This window comes from Brevibacillus sp. FW306-2-1A-C05A (genome assembly GCF_058781555.1).
This window is the reverse complement of sequence record NZ_JBYSWV010000001.1, coordinates 130,673-146,320: the sequence shown is the minus strand read 5'-3', so window position 1 is coordinate 146,320 and position 15,648 is coordinate 130,673. Positions and strand designations below refer to the sequence as shown.

Sequence of the window (15,648 nt, the reverse complement as noted above, 5' to 3'; positions counted from 1 at the left end):
TACTCCCCTGGACACAATGGGAGTACCTCTTTTTCTTGTTTTTGGGAGGGTGGAATACCGTGGACCGTACACAAGAGCAAAAACAGCGCTTCTCTCTGCTGCTCAAGCAAATGGAAGTGCCTGACGAATGGGTCAACCGCTATTTTCTTGACGGACAGATTGACAAGCTTGAGCTTTACAAGCAAAACAAGGAATGGGTCTTTCATTTTACCTTGCCCAAGCTGCTGCCCGTAGAAGCCTATGCAGCGTTCACGAAGCGCCTGACGCAAACCTTTTCCCACCTGGCAAAAGTCGATGCCAGATTCCGCTACAAGCAAAAACCAGAGCTAGGCCTCGTGGTAGAGGAGTATTGGGATGCGCTGGTCGCAAGCTTAGAGCCGACGCTCAATTCGCTGGCCGTCACGCTACGCTCTGCCAGAAAGCAGGTCGAGCAGCAGGAAGTGAAGGTGTACTTACCGACAGAGATGACCGTCGAAGTCGCGAAGCGCAAACGGGCGGACAACGAGCTCTTAGCCGCTTTTCAAAAGGCGACGGATTGCTCCATGCGCTTTTCCTTCCACGGCGAAGAAAGCGATGAGGCTTATCAGGCGTTTGTCGAGCAGCGCAACGAGGAAGAGCGCGCGCTGGTCGAAGTCGTCATGACAGCCGCTGCCCAGGAAAGCAAAGGCTCGGAAAAGACAGAAGCCATCACGACCTTGATGATGGGCTACGAAATCAAGGACGCGCCGATTCCGATCTGCGAGATTCAGGAAGAAGAGCGCCGCGTCGTGATTCAAGGTACGGTTTTCAACGTCGAGGTCAAAGAGCTGCGTAGCGGACGTCATCTGTTGACCTTCAACGTGTCCGACTACACAGACTCCCTGACCGTGAAGATGTTCTCCCGCGACAAGGAGGACGTCAAGATGCTGGAGGCGCTCAAGGACGGCATGTGGGTCAAGGTGCGCGGCAGCGTGCAGCATGACACCTTTATCCGCGAGCTGGTGATGAACGCCAACGACCTGAACCAGATCGAACAGGTCATTCGCCGGGATCAGGCCGAGGAAAAGCGCGTCGAGCTGCATTGCCATACTCCGATGAGCGCGCTGGATGCGGTAGCTTCCGTCAAGTCGCTGATCTCGACCGCGTCGAAATGGGGGCACAAGGCAATTGCTATCACCGACCATGGAGTGGTGCAGGCGTTCCCAGAGGCGTACTCGATTGCCAAGAAGCACAACATGAAGTGCATCCTCGGCATGGAGGCGTATGTCGTTGAGGACGGCATCGACATCGTTTACAACCTGAACGCCGACAACAACTTGCCGATCGACGAGACGACCGAATATGTTGTCTTCGATACGGAGACGACAGGTCTGAATGCCGCCGAGCATACGATTATCGAAATTGCTGCCGTGAAGATGAAAGGGGCAGAGATCATCGACCAGTGGACCGAGCTGATTGACCCGCAGTTGGAGATCGGCCCGAAGACGACAGAAATTACCGGGATTACGAACGACATGCTCCGCGGCAAAGACACGCTCGATGTCGTGCTGCGCAAGTTCAAGGAGTTTACCGGAGATGCCGTGCTCGTCGCGCACAACGCGGAGTTCGACAAGGCGTTCATCAATGCTTGCGCGAAGCGGATCGGCATGGAGCCGTGGAACAACCCGTTTCTGGACACGCTGCCTCTGGCGCGGATGATGTACAAAGGAATGCGCAACTACCGCTTGGGCTCGCTCGCCAAAAAGTTCAATGTCGAGCTGATTAATGCCCACCGGGCGTTGGACGATACAGTTGCGCTCGCCCACGTGTTCCAGCAAATGCTCAAAGACATCAAGGAAGCGCAAATCAAGACGCTGGCCGAGTTGAACGAGAAGAGCAACGAAGAAGCCGACTACAAGAGCGGCCGTCCTTTCCATGCGACGATTCTCGTGAAAAACAAGGCGGGGCTGAAAAATTTGTACAAGCTCGTCAGCCGTTCGCATGTGGAGACGTTTTTCCGTTGGCCGCGCATTCAGCGCAGTCAGTTGACCAAATTCCGCGAAGGCTTGCTGATTGGAACCGCATGCAAGGAAGGCGAGCTGATGCAGTCGATCCTGCGCGGGAAATCGTCTGAAGAGTTGAAGGAAGTCGCTGCTTTTTACGATTTTCTGGAAATTCAGCCGCTTGACCATTACTCGCCACTGCTTCGCAATGAAGAAATTCCGTCGCTAGAGACGATGAAGGGCTACCATAAGATGATCGTGGAAATGGGCAAGGAAATGGGCAAGCTCGTCGTCGCGACAGGGGATGTTCATTTTCTGAACCCGCAGGATGAGATTTTCCGCGATGTGTTCCTGTTGTCAAAAGGCGACCCGACTGCCGGGAATCAGCCGCCGCTGTATTTGCGCACGACAGATGAAATGCTGGAGTCGTTTTCCTACCTTGGCGAAGAGCTGGCCAAAGAAATCGTCGTGACAAATACGAATGCGATTGCGGACATGATCGAAGACGTCAGCCCGATTCCGGACAAGCTGTACACCCCGGTCATCCCGGGCGCAGACGACGAGTTGCGCGAAATGTGCTACAACAAGGCAAAGCTGCTGTACGGCGATCCGTTGCCGGAGCTGGTGGAAAAGCGGCTGGAAAAAGAACTGAACAGTATTATCACGCACGGCTTCGGCGTCATTTACTTGATCTCGCAGCGGCTGGTAACGAAGTCGCTGCAGGATGGATACCTGGTCGGCTCGCGTGGATCGGTCGGTTCTTCCTTCGTCGCGACGATGGCGGAGATTACCGAGGTCAATCCGTTGCCGCCGCACTATCGCTGCCCGAATTGCAAGCACAGCGAGTTTATTACGGACGGCTCGATTGCCTCCGGCTTCGACTTGCCCGACAAGGAATGCCCGCAGTGCGGCACCAACTACGCCAAGGACGGGCAGGACATTCCGTTCGAGACGTTCCTCGGCTTCAAAGGGGACAAGGTTCCCGATATTGACTTGAACTTCTCCGGTGACTACCAGCCGCGGGCGCACAAGTACACGCAGGAGCTTTTCGGCGAGGACTACGTGTACCGTGCGGGGACGATCGGCACCGTCGCGGAAAAGACAGCGTACGGCTACGTCAGAAAGTACGCCGACGAGCGCGGACTGACGCTGCGCAATGCGGAAATTTCGCGGATCGTCAACGGCTGCACAGGGGTAAAACGAACGACGGGACAGCACCCGGGCGGGATTATTGTTGTTCCGGACTACATGGAAATTGAAGACTTTTGTCCGATCCAGTTCCCGGCAGACGACAGCGAGTCCGAGTGGCGCACGACGCATTTCGACTTCCACTCGATTCACGACAACTTGCTGAAACTCGATATTCTCGGACACGACGACCCGACCGTCATTCGTATGCTGCAGGACTTGACCGGCATGGACCCGAAATCGATTCCGCTCGACGACAAAAAGACGATGTCTATCTTCAGCTCGACGGAAGCGTTGGGCGTGACGCCGGAGCAAATCGGGACGAATATGGGCACGCTCGGCATTCCCGAATTCGGAACGAAGTTCGTTCGGCAGATGCTCGAGGATACGAAGCCGACGACGTTTGCCGAGCTTGTGCAGATTTCCGGTCTGTCCCACGGTACGGATGTATGGTTGAACAACGCGCAGGACTTGATTCGCAACGGCATTTGTAAACTGCCTGAAGTAATCGGTTGTCGCGACGACATCATGGTTTATTTGATCTACAAAGGTTTGGAGCCGTCGCGCGCCTTCAAAATCATGGAGTCGGTGCGGAAAGGGAAAGGCGTGCCGGAAGAGGATCAGGAAGAAATGCGCAAAAACAACGTGCCGGAATGGTACATCCAGTCTTGCCAGCGCATCAAATACATGTTCCCGAAAGCGCACGCCACCGCGTACGTCATGATGGCCGTGCGGATCGCCTACTTCAAGGTGCATCGCCCGCTCGAATTTTACGCGACGTACTTTACCGTGCGCGCCGACGACTTCGACATCCCGCTGATGGTTAAAGGCTCGGCAGCGATCCGGCAAAAAATCGAAGAAATCGAGGGCAAGGGTCACGACGCACAGCCGAAGGAAAAAGCGCTGCTCACCGTGCTGGAGATGGCTTTGGAGATGGTGGAGCGCGGCTTCCGTTTTGCCAACGTCGACCTGTATGAATCCGACGCTACCCGCTTCCTGATTAAAGGCGACTCGTTGATTGCGCCGTTCAATGCCTTGCCAGGTCTCGGGACGAACGCCGCGATCAGCATCGTGCAGGCGCGGGAGGAAGGCGAGTTTTTGTCCAAGGAAGACCTGTTGTCCCGCTCGCGTATCTCCAAGACGATTCTGGAGTATTTGGAGGAGCAGGGCGCGCTGAAAGGTCTGCCGGAATCGAACCAGTTGTCGCTGTTCTAGGGCAGCGAAGCGATGCAGCCGCATCCAAAGGTTGTCAGCGGAGGGCTGTTATGCTATAATTTTTTTGGAAATACTGGTTTTATACGCACGACAGATCGAGAGTGGGGAAACCCACTCTTTCTTTCTGGCTGCACCTCATGGTTCAAACGTAAAGGAGGTACTTGCTTGAGCAAGGTAACGGGCATCGTCACCGAACTGGTCACGCCCATTGTTGACGAATTGGGTTTGGAACTGGTTGACATCGAGTACAAAAAGGAAGGCAGCAACTGGTTTCTGCGCGTGTTTATCGACAATGAAACTGGCAACATCGACATCGATGACTGCAGCCTTGTCAGCGAGAAGCTGAGTCAAAAACTTGACGAAGTAGATCCGATTCCGACTGCATACTTTTTGGAAGTATCTTCGCCGGGTGCTGAGCGTCCGTTGCGCAAGGATAAGGATTTTACCAAAGCTGTCGGCAGGCACGTGCACATTACAACCAAAGAGCCGATAGAAGGAGCAAGCCTGTTCGAAGGCGAACTGATATCGTACGAGGACGGCAAGCTGACTGTTAAGGAAGCGAAAAAAACGTACGTGATTTCCCAGGAGCAAATTGACACGGCACGCATGGCCATCGTCTTTTAGATGCCAGCGGCCGGTGGGTAAGTAAAGGAGGAGGCAACGAAAGTCATGAACGGCGATTTTATCGAGGCTTTAGAAGCCATTGAGAGAGAGAAAGGCATCACCAAAGACGTGCTGATCGAGGCCATCGAAGCGGCTCTTATCTCTGGATACAAACGTAACTTCAACTCGGCCCAAAATGTGCGGGTGGATGTAAATCGTCATTCAGGTATGGTTCGCGTGTATGCACGCAAAAACGTGGTGGAAGAGGTTTTGGACCCGCGTCTGGAGATTTCTCAGGAAGCTGCCCAAGAAATCGATCCGAACTTCCGACTGGACGATATCGTGGAAATCGAGGTGACGCCTCGCGACTTCGGCCGCATTGCCGCGCAAACGGCAAAGCAAGTGGTGACCCAGCGCATTCGCGAAGCGGAGCGCGGTCTCATTTACAGCGAGTTCATCGAGCGCGAGGATGATATCGTCACAGGGGTTGTTCAACGTATGGACGCCCGCAATTACTATATTGATCTGGGCAAAGCGGAAGCGGTTATGCCGATCACCGAGAAAATGCCTTCCGAGGAGTTCAAGTCACAAGATCGGGTGAAGGCATACATCATTAAAGTAGAAAAAACCACCAAGGGACCGCAAATCGTCGTTTCCCGTACCCATCCGGGTCTTTTGAAGCGCCTCTTTGAACTGGAAGTGCCAGAGATTTACGATGGTGTGGTTGAAATCAAGTCCGTTGCTCGTGAAGCAGGCGATCGCTCCAAAATCGCTGTCCATTCGATCAATCCGGACGTAGATCCTGTAGGAGCATGTGTAGGGCCAAAAGGCATGCGTGTACAGACAATCGTGACGGAGCTGAAAGGTGAAAAAATTGACATTGTTCGTTGGTCCGAAGATCCTGCCGAGTACGTGGCAAACGCGCTCAGCCCGGCCAAGGTGCTGCACGTAGATGTCAATCTCGCAGAAAAAGTAACCCGCGTCATCGTGCCGGATTACCAGTTGTCGCTCGCGATTGGCAAACGCGGACAAAACGCTCGTCTCGCTGCCAAGCTGACAGGCTGGAAGATCGACATCAAGAGCGAGTCCCAGGCAGACCAAGAAGGCATCGTCTATCCGAAAGAAGTAGAGGGCGATGAAGGAGTCGACAACGAATAGTCATGAAGCAAAAAAAGATCCCTTTGCGTAAATGCATTGTTTGCCAAGGAATGTTTCCGAAAAAGGAATTGATCCGCGTAGTCCGGACGCCCGCTGAGGAGATTGCCATCGACCTGACGGGAAAGGCGGCGGGACGCGGTACCTATGTGTGTCGGCAGGAAAGCTGTCTGAAGCCGGATGCGTTCGCATCGGGAAAATGGAAAAAAGTGCTGGAACGTGCCCTGAACATGTCCATCTCCGAAGAGAAGTACGATGCTTTTCGTGAGAAATGGCTGGAGATGATGGGACGATGATCCCTAAAGCAGCTCAGTTGCTCGGCATTGCGATGCGCGCGCGCAAAATCGTGACCGGGGAGGAATTGGTCATCACGGCTGTTCGCAACGGCCAGGCCCGTCTCGTTTTGCTCGCATCGGACGCATCTGACAATACGGCCAAAAAAGTCAAGGATAAATGTTCCTATTACGGGGTCTCATGTGTAACCACAGGCGACCGATATTCATTGGGACACGCAATCGGAAAAGATGGGCGCGTTACCGTGGCGGTGACCGATGGGAAGTTGGCTGAAAGCATTCAGCGTCTGCTCACCTAACTTAGAAAGGGTGAAGTTTATTTGAAGACACGTGTGTATGAATATGCCAAACAGCACAACATGAGCAGTAAGGAAATCCTCAATTTGCTAAAACGATTGAACATAGAAGTAGCAAATCATATGAGTATTATGGAAGAAGGGACGATCAAGCGGATCGAGGATCACATGGCCAAACTGCGTGCCGGCTCCAAGCCGGAAGCGCGCAATACGCCTGGCGATGCAAGATCAAAACAAATGGACGATCAACGACGCCCCAACGAATCCAGAGGACAACAAACCCAGTCCCACGCAGGGCAGGGGCAGCCGTCACAAGCTGCAAAAAACGACAGACAAAACGAACGCGATCGCGGCGATTTTTCCGGCAACAATCGTCCAGGCAGCACCAGCGGAAATCAGCCCGATCAGCATAGTCCTCAACACGGAAAAAATCAGGGGAAGAATCAGGAGAGAAGACCAAACCATATGAGAAGTCAACCAGCAAAACCGACTGACCGTAAGCCGCAAAACCAACAACGTCCACAGAGCCAACAAAGACCACAAAACCAACAAAGACCGCAAAACCAGCAGCGTCCTCCGCAACAGGCAACTGCCAGCCAAACGGAAGGCCGCACCGGGGATGAGTTTGAAGACAAAGTAAAACTTCCATCCAATGTCGGTTTGGAAAAACGCGAGAAAATCAAAAAAGCTCCACAAACGCAAAAGACGTTTGAAGACAACAAAAAGAACACGCCTTTCCGCGGCGGAAATAACCGCAACCAAAACAACCGTCGTGGCGGCAACAACCACCAGCGCGGCGGACAAAAGCCACAGCGTCCAGTGCTTGAGACGCCTAGCAAAATCACCTTTACCGAGTCGTTGACGGTGAACGAGCTGGCTGTGAAACTGCGCAAGGAACCGGCGGAAATCATCAAAAAGTTGTTTAATTTGGGGATCATGGCAACGATCAACCAATACCTGGAACGCGAAGCGATCGAGCTGATCTGCGCTGATTACAACGTAGAAGTCGAAGAAAAAATCGTCATCGACGAAACCAACTTCGAAACGCTCGAAGAAGTAGATCCGCCTGAGTCGCTCGTAGAGCGTCCGCCAGTCGTCACCATCATGGGTCACGTTGACCACGGGAAAACAACGTTGCTCGACGCCATCCGCTCCACGAACGTAGTAGCGGGGGAAGCAGGCGGGATTACCCAGCATATCGGTGCTTATCAGGTCGAGATCAAAGGCAAGAAGATCACGTTCCTCGATACACCTGGTCACGCGGCGTTCACGACCATGCGTGCCCGCGGTGCGCAAATTACCGACATTACGATCCTCGTCGTTGCTGCCGATGACGGCGTGATGCCACAAACCGTAGAGGCGATCAGCCACGCGAAAGCGGCAAACGTGCCGATCATCGTCGCTGTCAACAAGGTGGATAAACCGGAAGCCAACATCGACCGCATCAAGCAAGAGCTTACCGAGTATGAGCTCGTTGCGGAAGAGTGGGGCGGGGACACCATTTTCTCTCCACTGTCTGCGAAGCAGCGCACTGGGATCGAAGAGCTGCTTGAGTACATCTTGCTCGTCGCAGAGGTTCAGGAGCTGAAAGCAAACCCTGACAAGCGTGCGCGCGGTACGGTAGTCGAAGCTGAGCTCGACAAAGGCCGCGGTCCTGTAGCGACCATTCTGGTACAGCAAGGAACGCTGCGCGTCGGCGATCCGATCGTAGTCGGCTCTACCTACGGCCGTGTACGTGCGATGGTCAACGACAAAGGCCGCCGTCTGAAAGAAGCAGGTCCTTCTACCCCTGTGGAAATTACAGGTCTGAACGATGTACCGCAAGCGGGCGACCAGTTCCGCGTGTTTGAAGACGAGAAAAAAGCCCGTGCAATCGGGGAAGCGCGCGCAGCCAAGCAGCGTGAATCCGAGCGCCGTGCAAGCTCTCGCGTATCGCTGGACGATCTGTTCCAGCACATTCAGGAAGGCGATATCAAAGAGCTGAACCTGATCGTAAAAGGCGACGTGCAAGGTTCTGTAGAAGCTCTGCGCGGCTCCCTGGAAAAAATCGACGTCAACGGTACCCGTGTGAAAATCATTCACACTGGCGTCGGCGCGATCACCGAGTCCGACGTTACGCTGGCAAACGCATCGAATGCGATCATCATCGGTTTCAACGTGCGTCCTGAGCCAAACGCTCGCAGCATGGCTGAACAGGAGAAAATCGACATTCGTCTGCACCGCGTGATCTACACCGTGATCGAAGAGATCGAGCAAGCTCTGAAAGGCATGCTGGACCCTGTGTACAAAGAAAACATCATCGGTCAGGCAGAAATCCGCGAAGTCTTCAAAGTATCCAAAGTCGGCAACATCGCCGGTTGCTATGTAACCGAAGGAAAACTGAGCCGCGATGCAGGTGCTCGTCTGATCCGCGAAGGCATCGTCATCTACGAAGGCAAGCTGGACACCTTGAAACGCTTCAAGGACGACGCCAAAGAGGTAAACGCAGGCTACGAGTGCGGTCTGACCTTGGAACGCTTCCAGGACCTCAAAGTCGGCGACGTAGTCGAAGCCTTCGTCATGGTTGAAGTGAAGCAATAATGGTAGCAGGGGTGCAGATTGAACTGTTTCTGCCCGCTTGCCAAAACTTGAAAGAAAAACGGGCCATCGTCAAAAGTCTCATTGGCAAGCTGCGAAGCCGCTTCAACGTCTCCGCAGCGGAGATGGCTTATCCCGAGCAGTGGCAGCGTACCGTGTTGGGTATCGCTGCCGTTGCTAATGAAATGTCATTTTTGCAACAAGAAATGCAGGCTGTCGTGCGGTTCGTGGAAAACCATCCCGATGTGGAGTTGATTCGGGTCGATACGGAATACTACGAATAGGGCAGCCAGCGGAGGTGAGAATAGATGAACAAAACACGAATGAGCCGCGTCGGCGAAGAAATCAAAAAAGAACTGAGCCTCATCTTGCAACGTGGACTGAAAGATCCTCGCGTCGGCTTTGTTACGGTAACGGATGTAGAAGTGAGCAGCGATCTCCAGCTTGCGAAAGTATTCGTCAGCATTTTCGGCAGCGAGGAGCAGCGCAAAGACTCTCTGGCAGGACTGACGAAAGCCAAAGGCTACCTGCGTACCGAAATTGGCAAACGCGTCAAGTTACGCCATATTCCCGACTTCGTCTTCAAGTTGGATGAGTCGATTGACTACGGTTCCAAAATTGAGTCGATCCTGCGGGAAATCTCCACAGAAGGAGAGAAACAGGATGAATCCTAATCGAGCAGCAGTAGAGGAAGCGGCCCGCTTTTTCCGGGAGCATGACCGCTTCCTGGTTCTTTCCCATGTCAATCCAGATGGCGATGCTACCGGCTCTGCGCTTGGAGTCGTGCTCATGCTTGAACAGTTGGGAAAAGAGTACGTAGTGGTGAACGAAGGGGAAACGCCGCTCAAGTTTGACTTTTTGCCGCGTTTTGACCGCTTGCGCAACCTGCGCAAACAACCGCTGACCGAAATGTTCGAGGCCGTAATCGCCGTAGACTGTGCCGATGAGTCACGGATGGGCGATGTGCGGCCTTTATTTGCATCTGGCGCCGCTGTCCTCAATATCGACCACCACCCGACCAACGACATGTTCGGAACGGTCAACCTGGTGCGGCCGGAAGCGGCGGCGACAGCGGAAATTTTGTTTGAAGTGGCGGAAGAGGCGGGAATCGCGTTCAACGAAGAACTCGCCTTGTGCATCTATACCGGCCTTTTGACAGACACAGGCGGCTTTCGCTACTCCAATACGACGCCACGGGTAATGGAAATCGCGGCCCGCTTGCTGACCTACGGGGTGAAGCCGGGCGAAGTGGCGGAGCGATGCCTGGAGGAAATCACGTTTGCGCATGTCAAAGTTTTGCGCCGCGCCCTGCAGACGTTGCAGTTGTCCCACCAAAACCTCGTCGCCTCCATTTGCGTGTCGGTCGATGATTTTGCCGAGGCAGAGGCGAAGCGCGAGGATGCAGGCGGACTGGTGAACTACTGCCGCAACATCGAAGGCGTCGAGGTCGGCGTTTCCTTTGTGGAGTCGGAGCCGGGAATCGTCAAGGTCAGCATGCGCGCGAGAGATCGCGTGGACGTGTCGGCTGTTGCCAAGCAACTCGGCGGCGGAGGGCATGCCAAAGCTTCCGGCTGCACGGTCAAAGGGACGATCGCGGAAGCGAAACAAAAAGTATGGGACGTACTGGAGCCAGCATTAGGAGTGAAACACGATGAGTAACGCGCACGGCGTGCTGGTAATCGACAAGCCGGCGGGCATGACTTCCCACGATTGCGTGGCGCGCATCCGCCGGCTGTATGGAACGAAAAAGGTAGGACACACGGGAACGCTCGACCCCGATGTGACAGGCGTGCTGCCGATCTGCGTGGGCAACGCGACTCGCCTGGTAGAGTATTTGCAGGATTTGCCCAAGCGCTACAACGTCGTCTTGCGGCTCGGCTCCGCGACGACGACGGAGGATGCCTCCGGTGAAGTGCTGGAGCAAGCTCCGGTAGACGCAGCCGCGATTACGGTAGAGCGCATCGAGCAATTGCTGCAATCGTTTTTGGGAGAGATCGAGCAGGTCCCGCCGATGTTTTCCGCGGTAAAAGTAAACGGGAAGCGCCTCTACGACCTGGCCCGCGAAGGCACGGTCATCGAGCGCCAGCCGCGCAAAGTGACGCTGTACGAGCTGACGCTCCACGAGATCAAGGCAGACGGGGACAGCGTCGATATCTCGTTCACGTGCACATGCTCGAAAGGGACGTACATGCGCACCTTATGTGTTGACCTCGGTCGCGCTCTGGGTTATCCTGCCCATATGAAACTGCTTCGGCGAATCAAGAGCGGTCCGTTCGTAGAGGAGGAGGCGATTCCTCTTCAGGAACTGGAGGAGCGGGCTGCGAGTGGGGAGGACCTCTCCCGTTATCTTGTCTCCATCCCACAGGCGATTTCATTTTTGCCGTCTTATCAGGTCAAACCGGAGCGAACCCGTGCGGTGCGCAATGGACTGGCGACTGCGCTGCCAGGAGTCGATGCCGAGGTAGGCAGCCTGATCTGCCTGTTTGCAGGCGAAGAGCTGCTGGGGATTCATCGCGTGTGCCGTGGGGACAAAGGTCTTTTCGCCAAAGCAGAAAAAGTCTTTCCAGCCGAGGTGTAAACCGTGAAAACGATCTCCCTGACCTATCCACTACCAAATGAGTTGCAGGCGACGCCATGCGCGATTGCGCTTGGCTATTTCGATGGCGTACATATTGGACATCGCCGGGTGATTCAAAAGGCGATTGACACCGCAAAAGCGAACGGATGGGAGAGTACGGTGCTGACGTTCGACCCCCATCCGCGCGAGGTTCTTGGGCAAAGCGGCTATACGAGCTACCTCACCCCGCTTTCCGACAAGCTGGAACAATTCGAAAAGATGGGGGTAGACAGGACGTATGTCATGAAGTTCGATATCGGGTTTGCCGCGGTTTACCCGGAGGACTTCATTACCGAGTGCATGCTTCCCCTCGCGTGCCGGCATGTCGTGGTCGGCTTCGACTACACGTTTGGCTACAGGGGAATGGGAACCGCCCAAACGCTGCAGGAGATGAGCAAAGGCCGCTACGGGCTCGACATCATCAGCCCGGTCAACCGGCTGGGGGAAAAAGTGAGCAGCACGATCATCCGCGAGTATCTCCACCACGGAAATGTCGAGCAGGTGCGCCATCTGCTGGGCCGCCCGTACAAGGTGCGCGGCAAGGTCGTTCACGGCGACAAGCGCGGGCGCACGATCGGCTTCCCGACGGCGAACGTCCGGGTCGGACAGCCTTATCTCATCGGCAAAAACGGCGTGTACGGCGTGCGCTTCACGGTCGATTCCAAGAGCTACTTCGGCGTGATGAATGTCGGGATCAAGCCTACGTTTGAGCTGGAGAAGAAAGAAAAATCACTAGAAGTGCACATTTTCGAGTTCTCTGGTGACATTTACGACAAGGAAGTCGAAGTAGAATTTCTGTTCTACATCAGGGAAGAGCAAAAGTTCGGCGGTGTGGATGCGCTGATCGCGCAAATCGGCCGCGACGTAGACATGGCCAAGCGCAAATTTGCCGAGGGAATCTCGTAACGGAATCTCTTTGCTTTTCCTGAAATGATATGCTATAATTCAAAACGTTGTACAGATAACCGTAGCTTGGCTGTCCGATGCTCACCGACGGCAGACTCGGCTAACGGGATATAAAATAAGGAGGTGAGTCATGATGGCATTGTCTCAAGAACGTAAAACTCAACTGATCCAAGAGTTCCGTACTCACGAGAACGACACCGGTTCGCCGGAAGTTCAAATCGCTATCTTGACCGAAAACATTAACAACCTGAACGGACACTTGCGTACGCACAAAAAAGATCACCACAGCCGTCGTGGTCTGTTGAAAATGGTAGGTCAACGCCGCAACCTGTTGACATACCTGCGTGAAGCAGATGTTCAACGCTATCGTTCGGTAGTAGACCGCCTGGGTCTGCGCCGCTAGTCAGCGTTTTGTAAAAAGCGGGTTCTTCCCGCTTTTTCTATCGTGTAGGAGAGCTTGGCGCTTCTTGCTGTCAGGCTCTCTGAAGCGATAACACAAAGCATGCGATACAGGCGCAATGGAATTGGCTTCAACAGAAGCTTTTTTTATTATCCAAAACGACTGCCAAAGCTCACCATTTAATTTTCACGGTGGCAGGAAATAATACATACAGGTAGAAAACAAAGTGTAGATATGCACATTGTCGCAAAGGAGGACTGCTAGCATCATGGAGCAACAATACCGTACATATGATTTTGAACTGGCAGGCCGCAAGCTGACGCTGGAATTTGGCAAAATGGCCAAACAGGCGAACGGCTCGGTTCTGGTTCGGTACGGCGATACGGCAATCCTGTCTGCAGTTACAGTCTCGAAGGAGCCGAAAGCGCTCGACTTCTTCCCGTTGACTGTCAACTATGAGGAACGTCTCTATGCGGTCGGTAAAATTCCCGGCGGCTTTATTAAAAGAGAAGGTCGCCCAAGCGAAAAAGCCATTTTGGCAAGCCGTTTGATTGACCGCCCGATCCGTCCCCTTTTTGCAGAAGGATTCCGCAACGACGTACAAATTGTCAATACTGTTCTGTCGGTTGACCAGGACTGCTCTCCGGAAATCGCCGCTATGATCGGGACGTCTGCCGCTCTATGCGTTTCCGAGATTCCGTTTGAAGGACCGATTGCCGGTGTCATCGTTGGGCGCATTGACGGCGAGTTCATCATCAACCCGACTGTGGAGCAGGCAGAAAAAAGCGATATTCACCTCGTAGTCGCAGGTACACACAAAGCGATCAACATGGTGGAAGCAGCCGCTAACCAAGTGCCAGAGTCCGTTATGCTGGAAGCGATCATGGCCGGCCATGAGGTTATCAAGCAACTGGTGGAGTTCCAAAACCAGATCGTAGCCGAAATCGGCAAAGAAAAAATGGAAGTCATCCTGCATGAAGTCGATCCGGAAATCGATCAGGCTGTGCGCGAATTTGCAGAAGCACGTCTGAAAGAAGCCGTTCGGATTGAAGAGAAGCAGGCGCGTTACGACGCGATTGACAACATCAAGGAAGAGACGAAGGAACATTTCGCTGCCAAAGATCCGGAAGCTTATCCAGAGCAGGAGAAAATGATTAGCGAAGTGCTGGGCAACATCGTCAAGGACGAAGTTCGCCGTCTCATTACAGAAGAAAAAGTTCGCCCGGATGGACGAGCTTTGAACGAAATTCGTCCGCTTTCCAGCGAGACTGGCATTTTGTCCCGCACGCACGGTTCCGCGATGTTTACCCGCGGTCAAACACAGGCGTTGAGCGTCTGCACACTGGGCGCGCTGGGCGATGTGCAAATTCTCGATGGTCTTGGACTGGAAGAATCGAAACGATTCATGCACCATTACAACTTCCCGCCTTACAGCGTAGGGGAAGCTCGTCCGCTGCGTCCTCCAGGCCGTCGCGAAATCGGGCACGGAGCGTTGGGTGAGCGTGCAATCGAGCCGATCATTCCTTCCGAGCACGAGTTCCCGTACACGATCCGCCTAGTTTCCGAAGTCATTGAGTCCAACGGCTCGACATCGCAAGCTTCCATTTGCGCGAGCGTGCTGGCTCTGATGGATGCCGGAGTACCGATCAAGGCTCCTGTAGCCGGTATCGCCATGGGCTTGATTATGAGCAAGGATGAACAGTCTTTCTCCATTTTGACAGACATCCAGGGCATGGAAGACCATTTAGGCGATATGGACTTCAAGGTAGCAGGTACCGAGGCTGGCGTAACGGCGATTCAGATGGACATCAAAATTTCCGGGATCAATCGGGAAATTTTGCAGCAAGCGCTGGAGCAAGCGCGCGAAGGTCGCCTGCACATCCTCAAGCACATGATGAGCACGATTTCCGAACCGCGCAAAGAGCTGTCTCCTTACGCGCCGAAGATTTTGACCATGACCATCAACCCGGACAAAATCCGCGATGTAATCGGCCCACAAGGTCGCGTCATCAACAAAATCATCGAAGAAACCGGCGTCAAAATCGACATCGAGCAAGATGGACGTGTGTTCATCGCTTCGATCAACCACGAAGCGAACATGCGCGCGAAGCAAATCATCGAGGACCTGGTTCGCGAGGTTGCGGTCGGCCAGATTTATCTGGGAACCGTCAAGCGCGTAGAGAAGTACGGGGCGTTCATCGAGCTGTTTGCTGGCAAGGAAGGTTTGTGTCACATCTCCCAACTGGCTGAGGAACGCGTAGCCAAGACGGAAGATGTCGTAGCAATTGGCGACAAGGTACAAGTAAAAGTAACCGAGATCGACGATCAAGGTCGCATCAACTTGTCCCGCAAAGCCGTGCTCAAGGAACAAGCGGCCGCAGCTCAGGCCGACAAGGCACCGACCCAAGCAGAATAAACGACAAACAAAAGGCTTCGT

General features: G+C 54.0%; 13 protein-coding genes. All 13 read left to right on the top strand.

What is annotated here, in order from left to right:
* The first annotated feature begins 59 nt into the window (after positions 1-59).
* The 13 genes from AC3WJN_RS00750 to pnp all read left to right on the top strand — a co-directional run bounded on the left by AC3WJN_RS00750 (position 60) and on the right by pnp (position 15,627).
* A complete protein-coding gene (locus tag AC3WJN_RS00750) occupies positions 60-4,364 on the top strand; it encodes a PolC-type DNA polymerase III (protein ID WP_007786829.1) in 4,305 nt (1,434 codons plus the stop codon).
* A 165-nt stretch (positions 4,365-4,529) separates the two neighbouring features.
* Positions 4,530-4,988, top strand: a complete 459-nt coding sequence (gene rimP, locus AC3WJN_RS00745; protein ID WP_005834175.1) for a ribosome maturation factor RimP — start codon at positions 4,530-4,532, stop codon at positions 4,986-4,988.
* A gap of 45 nt (positions 4,989-5,033) precedes the next feature.
* Complete coding sequence (nusA, locus tag AC3WJN_RS00740) at positions 5,034-6,125, top strand: transcription termination factor NusA (RefSeq protein ID WP_007786831.1); 1,092 nt, start codon at positions 5,034-5,036, stop codon at positions 6,123-6,125.
* Between the two features lie 2 nt (positions 6,126-6,127).
* Positions 6,128-6,418 carry an RNase P modulator RnpM gene (rnpM, locus tag AC3WJN_RS00735; RefSeq protein WP_035317576.1) on the top strand — a complete coding sequence of 97 codons (291 nt, stop codon included), beginning with the start codon at positions 6,128-6,130 and terminating at the stop codon, positions 6,416-6,418.
* Positions 6,415-6,714: a YlxQ family RNA-binding protein gene (locus tag AC3WJN_RS00730; RefSeq protein WP_005834170.1), complete on the top strand. Its 300-nt coding sequence runs from the start codon at positions 6,415-6,417 to the stop codon at positions 6,712-6,714. Before rnpM ends, AC3WJN_RS00730 begins: the two co-directional genes overlap by 4 nt.
* 21 nt (positions 6,715-6,735) lie before the next feature.
* Positions 6,736-9,291 carry a translation initiation factor IF-2 gene (gene infB, locus AC3WJN_RS00725; protein ID WP_007786836.1) on the top strand — a complete coding sequence of 852 codons (2,556 nt, stop codon included), beginning with the start codon at positions 6,736-6,738 and terminating at the stop codon, positions 9,289-9,291.
* On the top strand, positions 9,291-9,572 hold the full coding sequence (locus AC3WJN_RS00720; RefSeq protein WP_005834164.1) for a DUF503 domain-containing protein: 282 nt from the start codon (positions 9,291-9,293) through the stop codon (positions 9,570-9,572). Before infB ends, AC3WJN_RS00720 begins: the two co-directional genes overlap by 1 nt.
* A gap of 24 nt (positions 9,573-9,596) precedes the next feature.
* Positions 9,597-9,962 carry a 30S ribosome-binding factor RbfA gene (rbfA, locus tag AC3WJN_RS00715; RefSeq protein WP_005834162.1) on the top strand — a complete coding sequence of 122 codons (366 nt, stop codon included), beginning with the start codon at positions 9,597-9,599 and terminating at the stop codon, positions 9,960-9,962.
* Entirely contained in the window at positions 9,952-10,947 is a 996-nt protein-coding gene (locus tag AC3WJN_RS00710) for a DHH family phosphoesterase (RefSeq protein ID WP_005834160.1), read from the top strand. The genes rbfA and AC3WJN_RS00710 overlap by 11 nt, the downstream gene beginning before the upstream one ends.
* Complete coding sequence (gene truB / locus AC3WJN_RS00705; protein WP_007786841.1) at positions 10,940-11,866, top strand: tRNA pseudouridine(55) synthase TruB; 927 nt, start codon at positions 10,940-10,942, stop codon at positions 11,864-11,866. The genes AC3WJN_RS00710 and truB overlap by 8 nt, the downstream gene beginning before the upstream one ends.
* Before the next feature lie 3 nt (positions 11,867-11,869).
* Positions 11,870-12,811 (top strand): bifunctional riboflavin kinase/FAD synthetase, encoded by a 942-nt coding sequence (locus AC3WJN_RS00700; protein ID WP_007786843.1) that lies wholly within the window; start codon positions 11,870-11,872, stop codon positions 12,809-12,811.
* 133 nt (positions 12,812-12,944) lie between these two features.
* A complete protein-coding gene (rpsO, locus tag AC3WJN_RS00695) occupies positions 12,945-13,214 on the top strand; it encodes a 30S ribosomal protein S15 (RefSeq protein ID WP_025846085.1) in 270 nt (89 codons plus the stop codon).
* Positions 13,215-13,479: 265 nt separating this feature from the next.
* On the top strand, positions 13,480-15,627 hold the full coding sequence (gene pnp / locus AC3WJN_RS00690; RefSeq protein WP_007786846.1) for a polyribonucleotide nucleotidyltransferase: 2,148 nt from the start codon (positions 13,480-13,482) through the stop codon (positions 15,625-15,627).
* Positions 15,628-15,648 lie beyond the last annotated feature (21 nt).

Bases quoted from the DNA above. Each gene is read 5' to 3' on its own strand.
- nusA (WP_007786831.1), top strand. From the start codon at position 5,034: ATGAACGGCGATTTTATCGAGGCTTTAGAAGCCATTGAGAGAGAGAAA.
- rnpM (WP_035317576.1), top strand. From the start codon at position 6,128: ATGAAGCAAAAAAAGATCCCTTTGCGTAAATGCATTGTTTGCCAAGGA.
- AC3WJN_RS00730 (WP_005834170.1), top strand. From the start codon at position 6,415: ATGATCCCTAAAGCAGCTCAGTTGCTCGGCATTGCGATGCGCGCGCGC.
- AC3WJN_RS00720 (WP_005834164.1), top strand. From the start codon at position 9,291: ATGGTAGCAGGGGTGCAGATTGAACTGTTTCTGCCCGCTTGCCAAAAC.
- rbfA (WP_005834162.1), top strand. From the start codon at position 9,597: ATGAACAAAACACGAATGAGCCGCGTCGGCGAAGAAATCAAAAAAGAA.
- AC3WJN_RS00710 (WP_005834160.1), top strand. From the start codon at position 9,952: ATGAATCCTAATCGAGCAGCAGTAGAGGAAGCGGCCCGCTTTTTCCGG.
- truB (WP_007786841.1), top strand. From the start codon at position 10,940: ATGAGTAACGCGCACGGCGTGCTGGTAATCGACAAGCCGGCGGGCATG.
- rpsO (WP_025846085.1), top strand. From the start codon at position 12,945: ATGGCATTGTCTCAAGAACGTAAAACTCAACTGATCCAAGAGTTCCGT.
- pnp (WP_007786846.1), top strand. From the start codon at position 13,480: ATGGAGCAACAATACCGTACATATGATTTTGAACTGGCAGGCCGCAAG.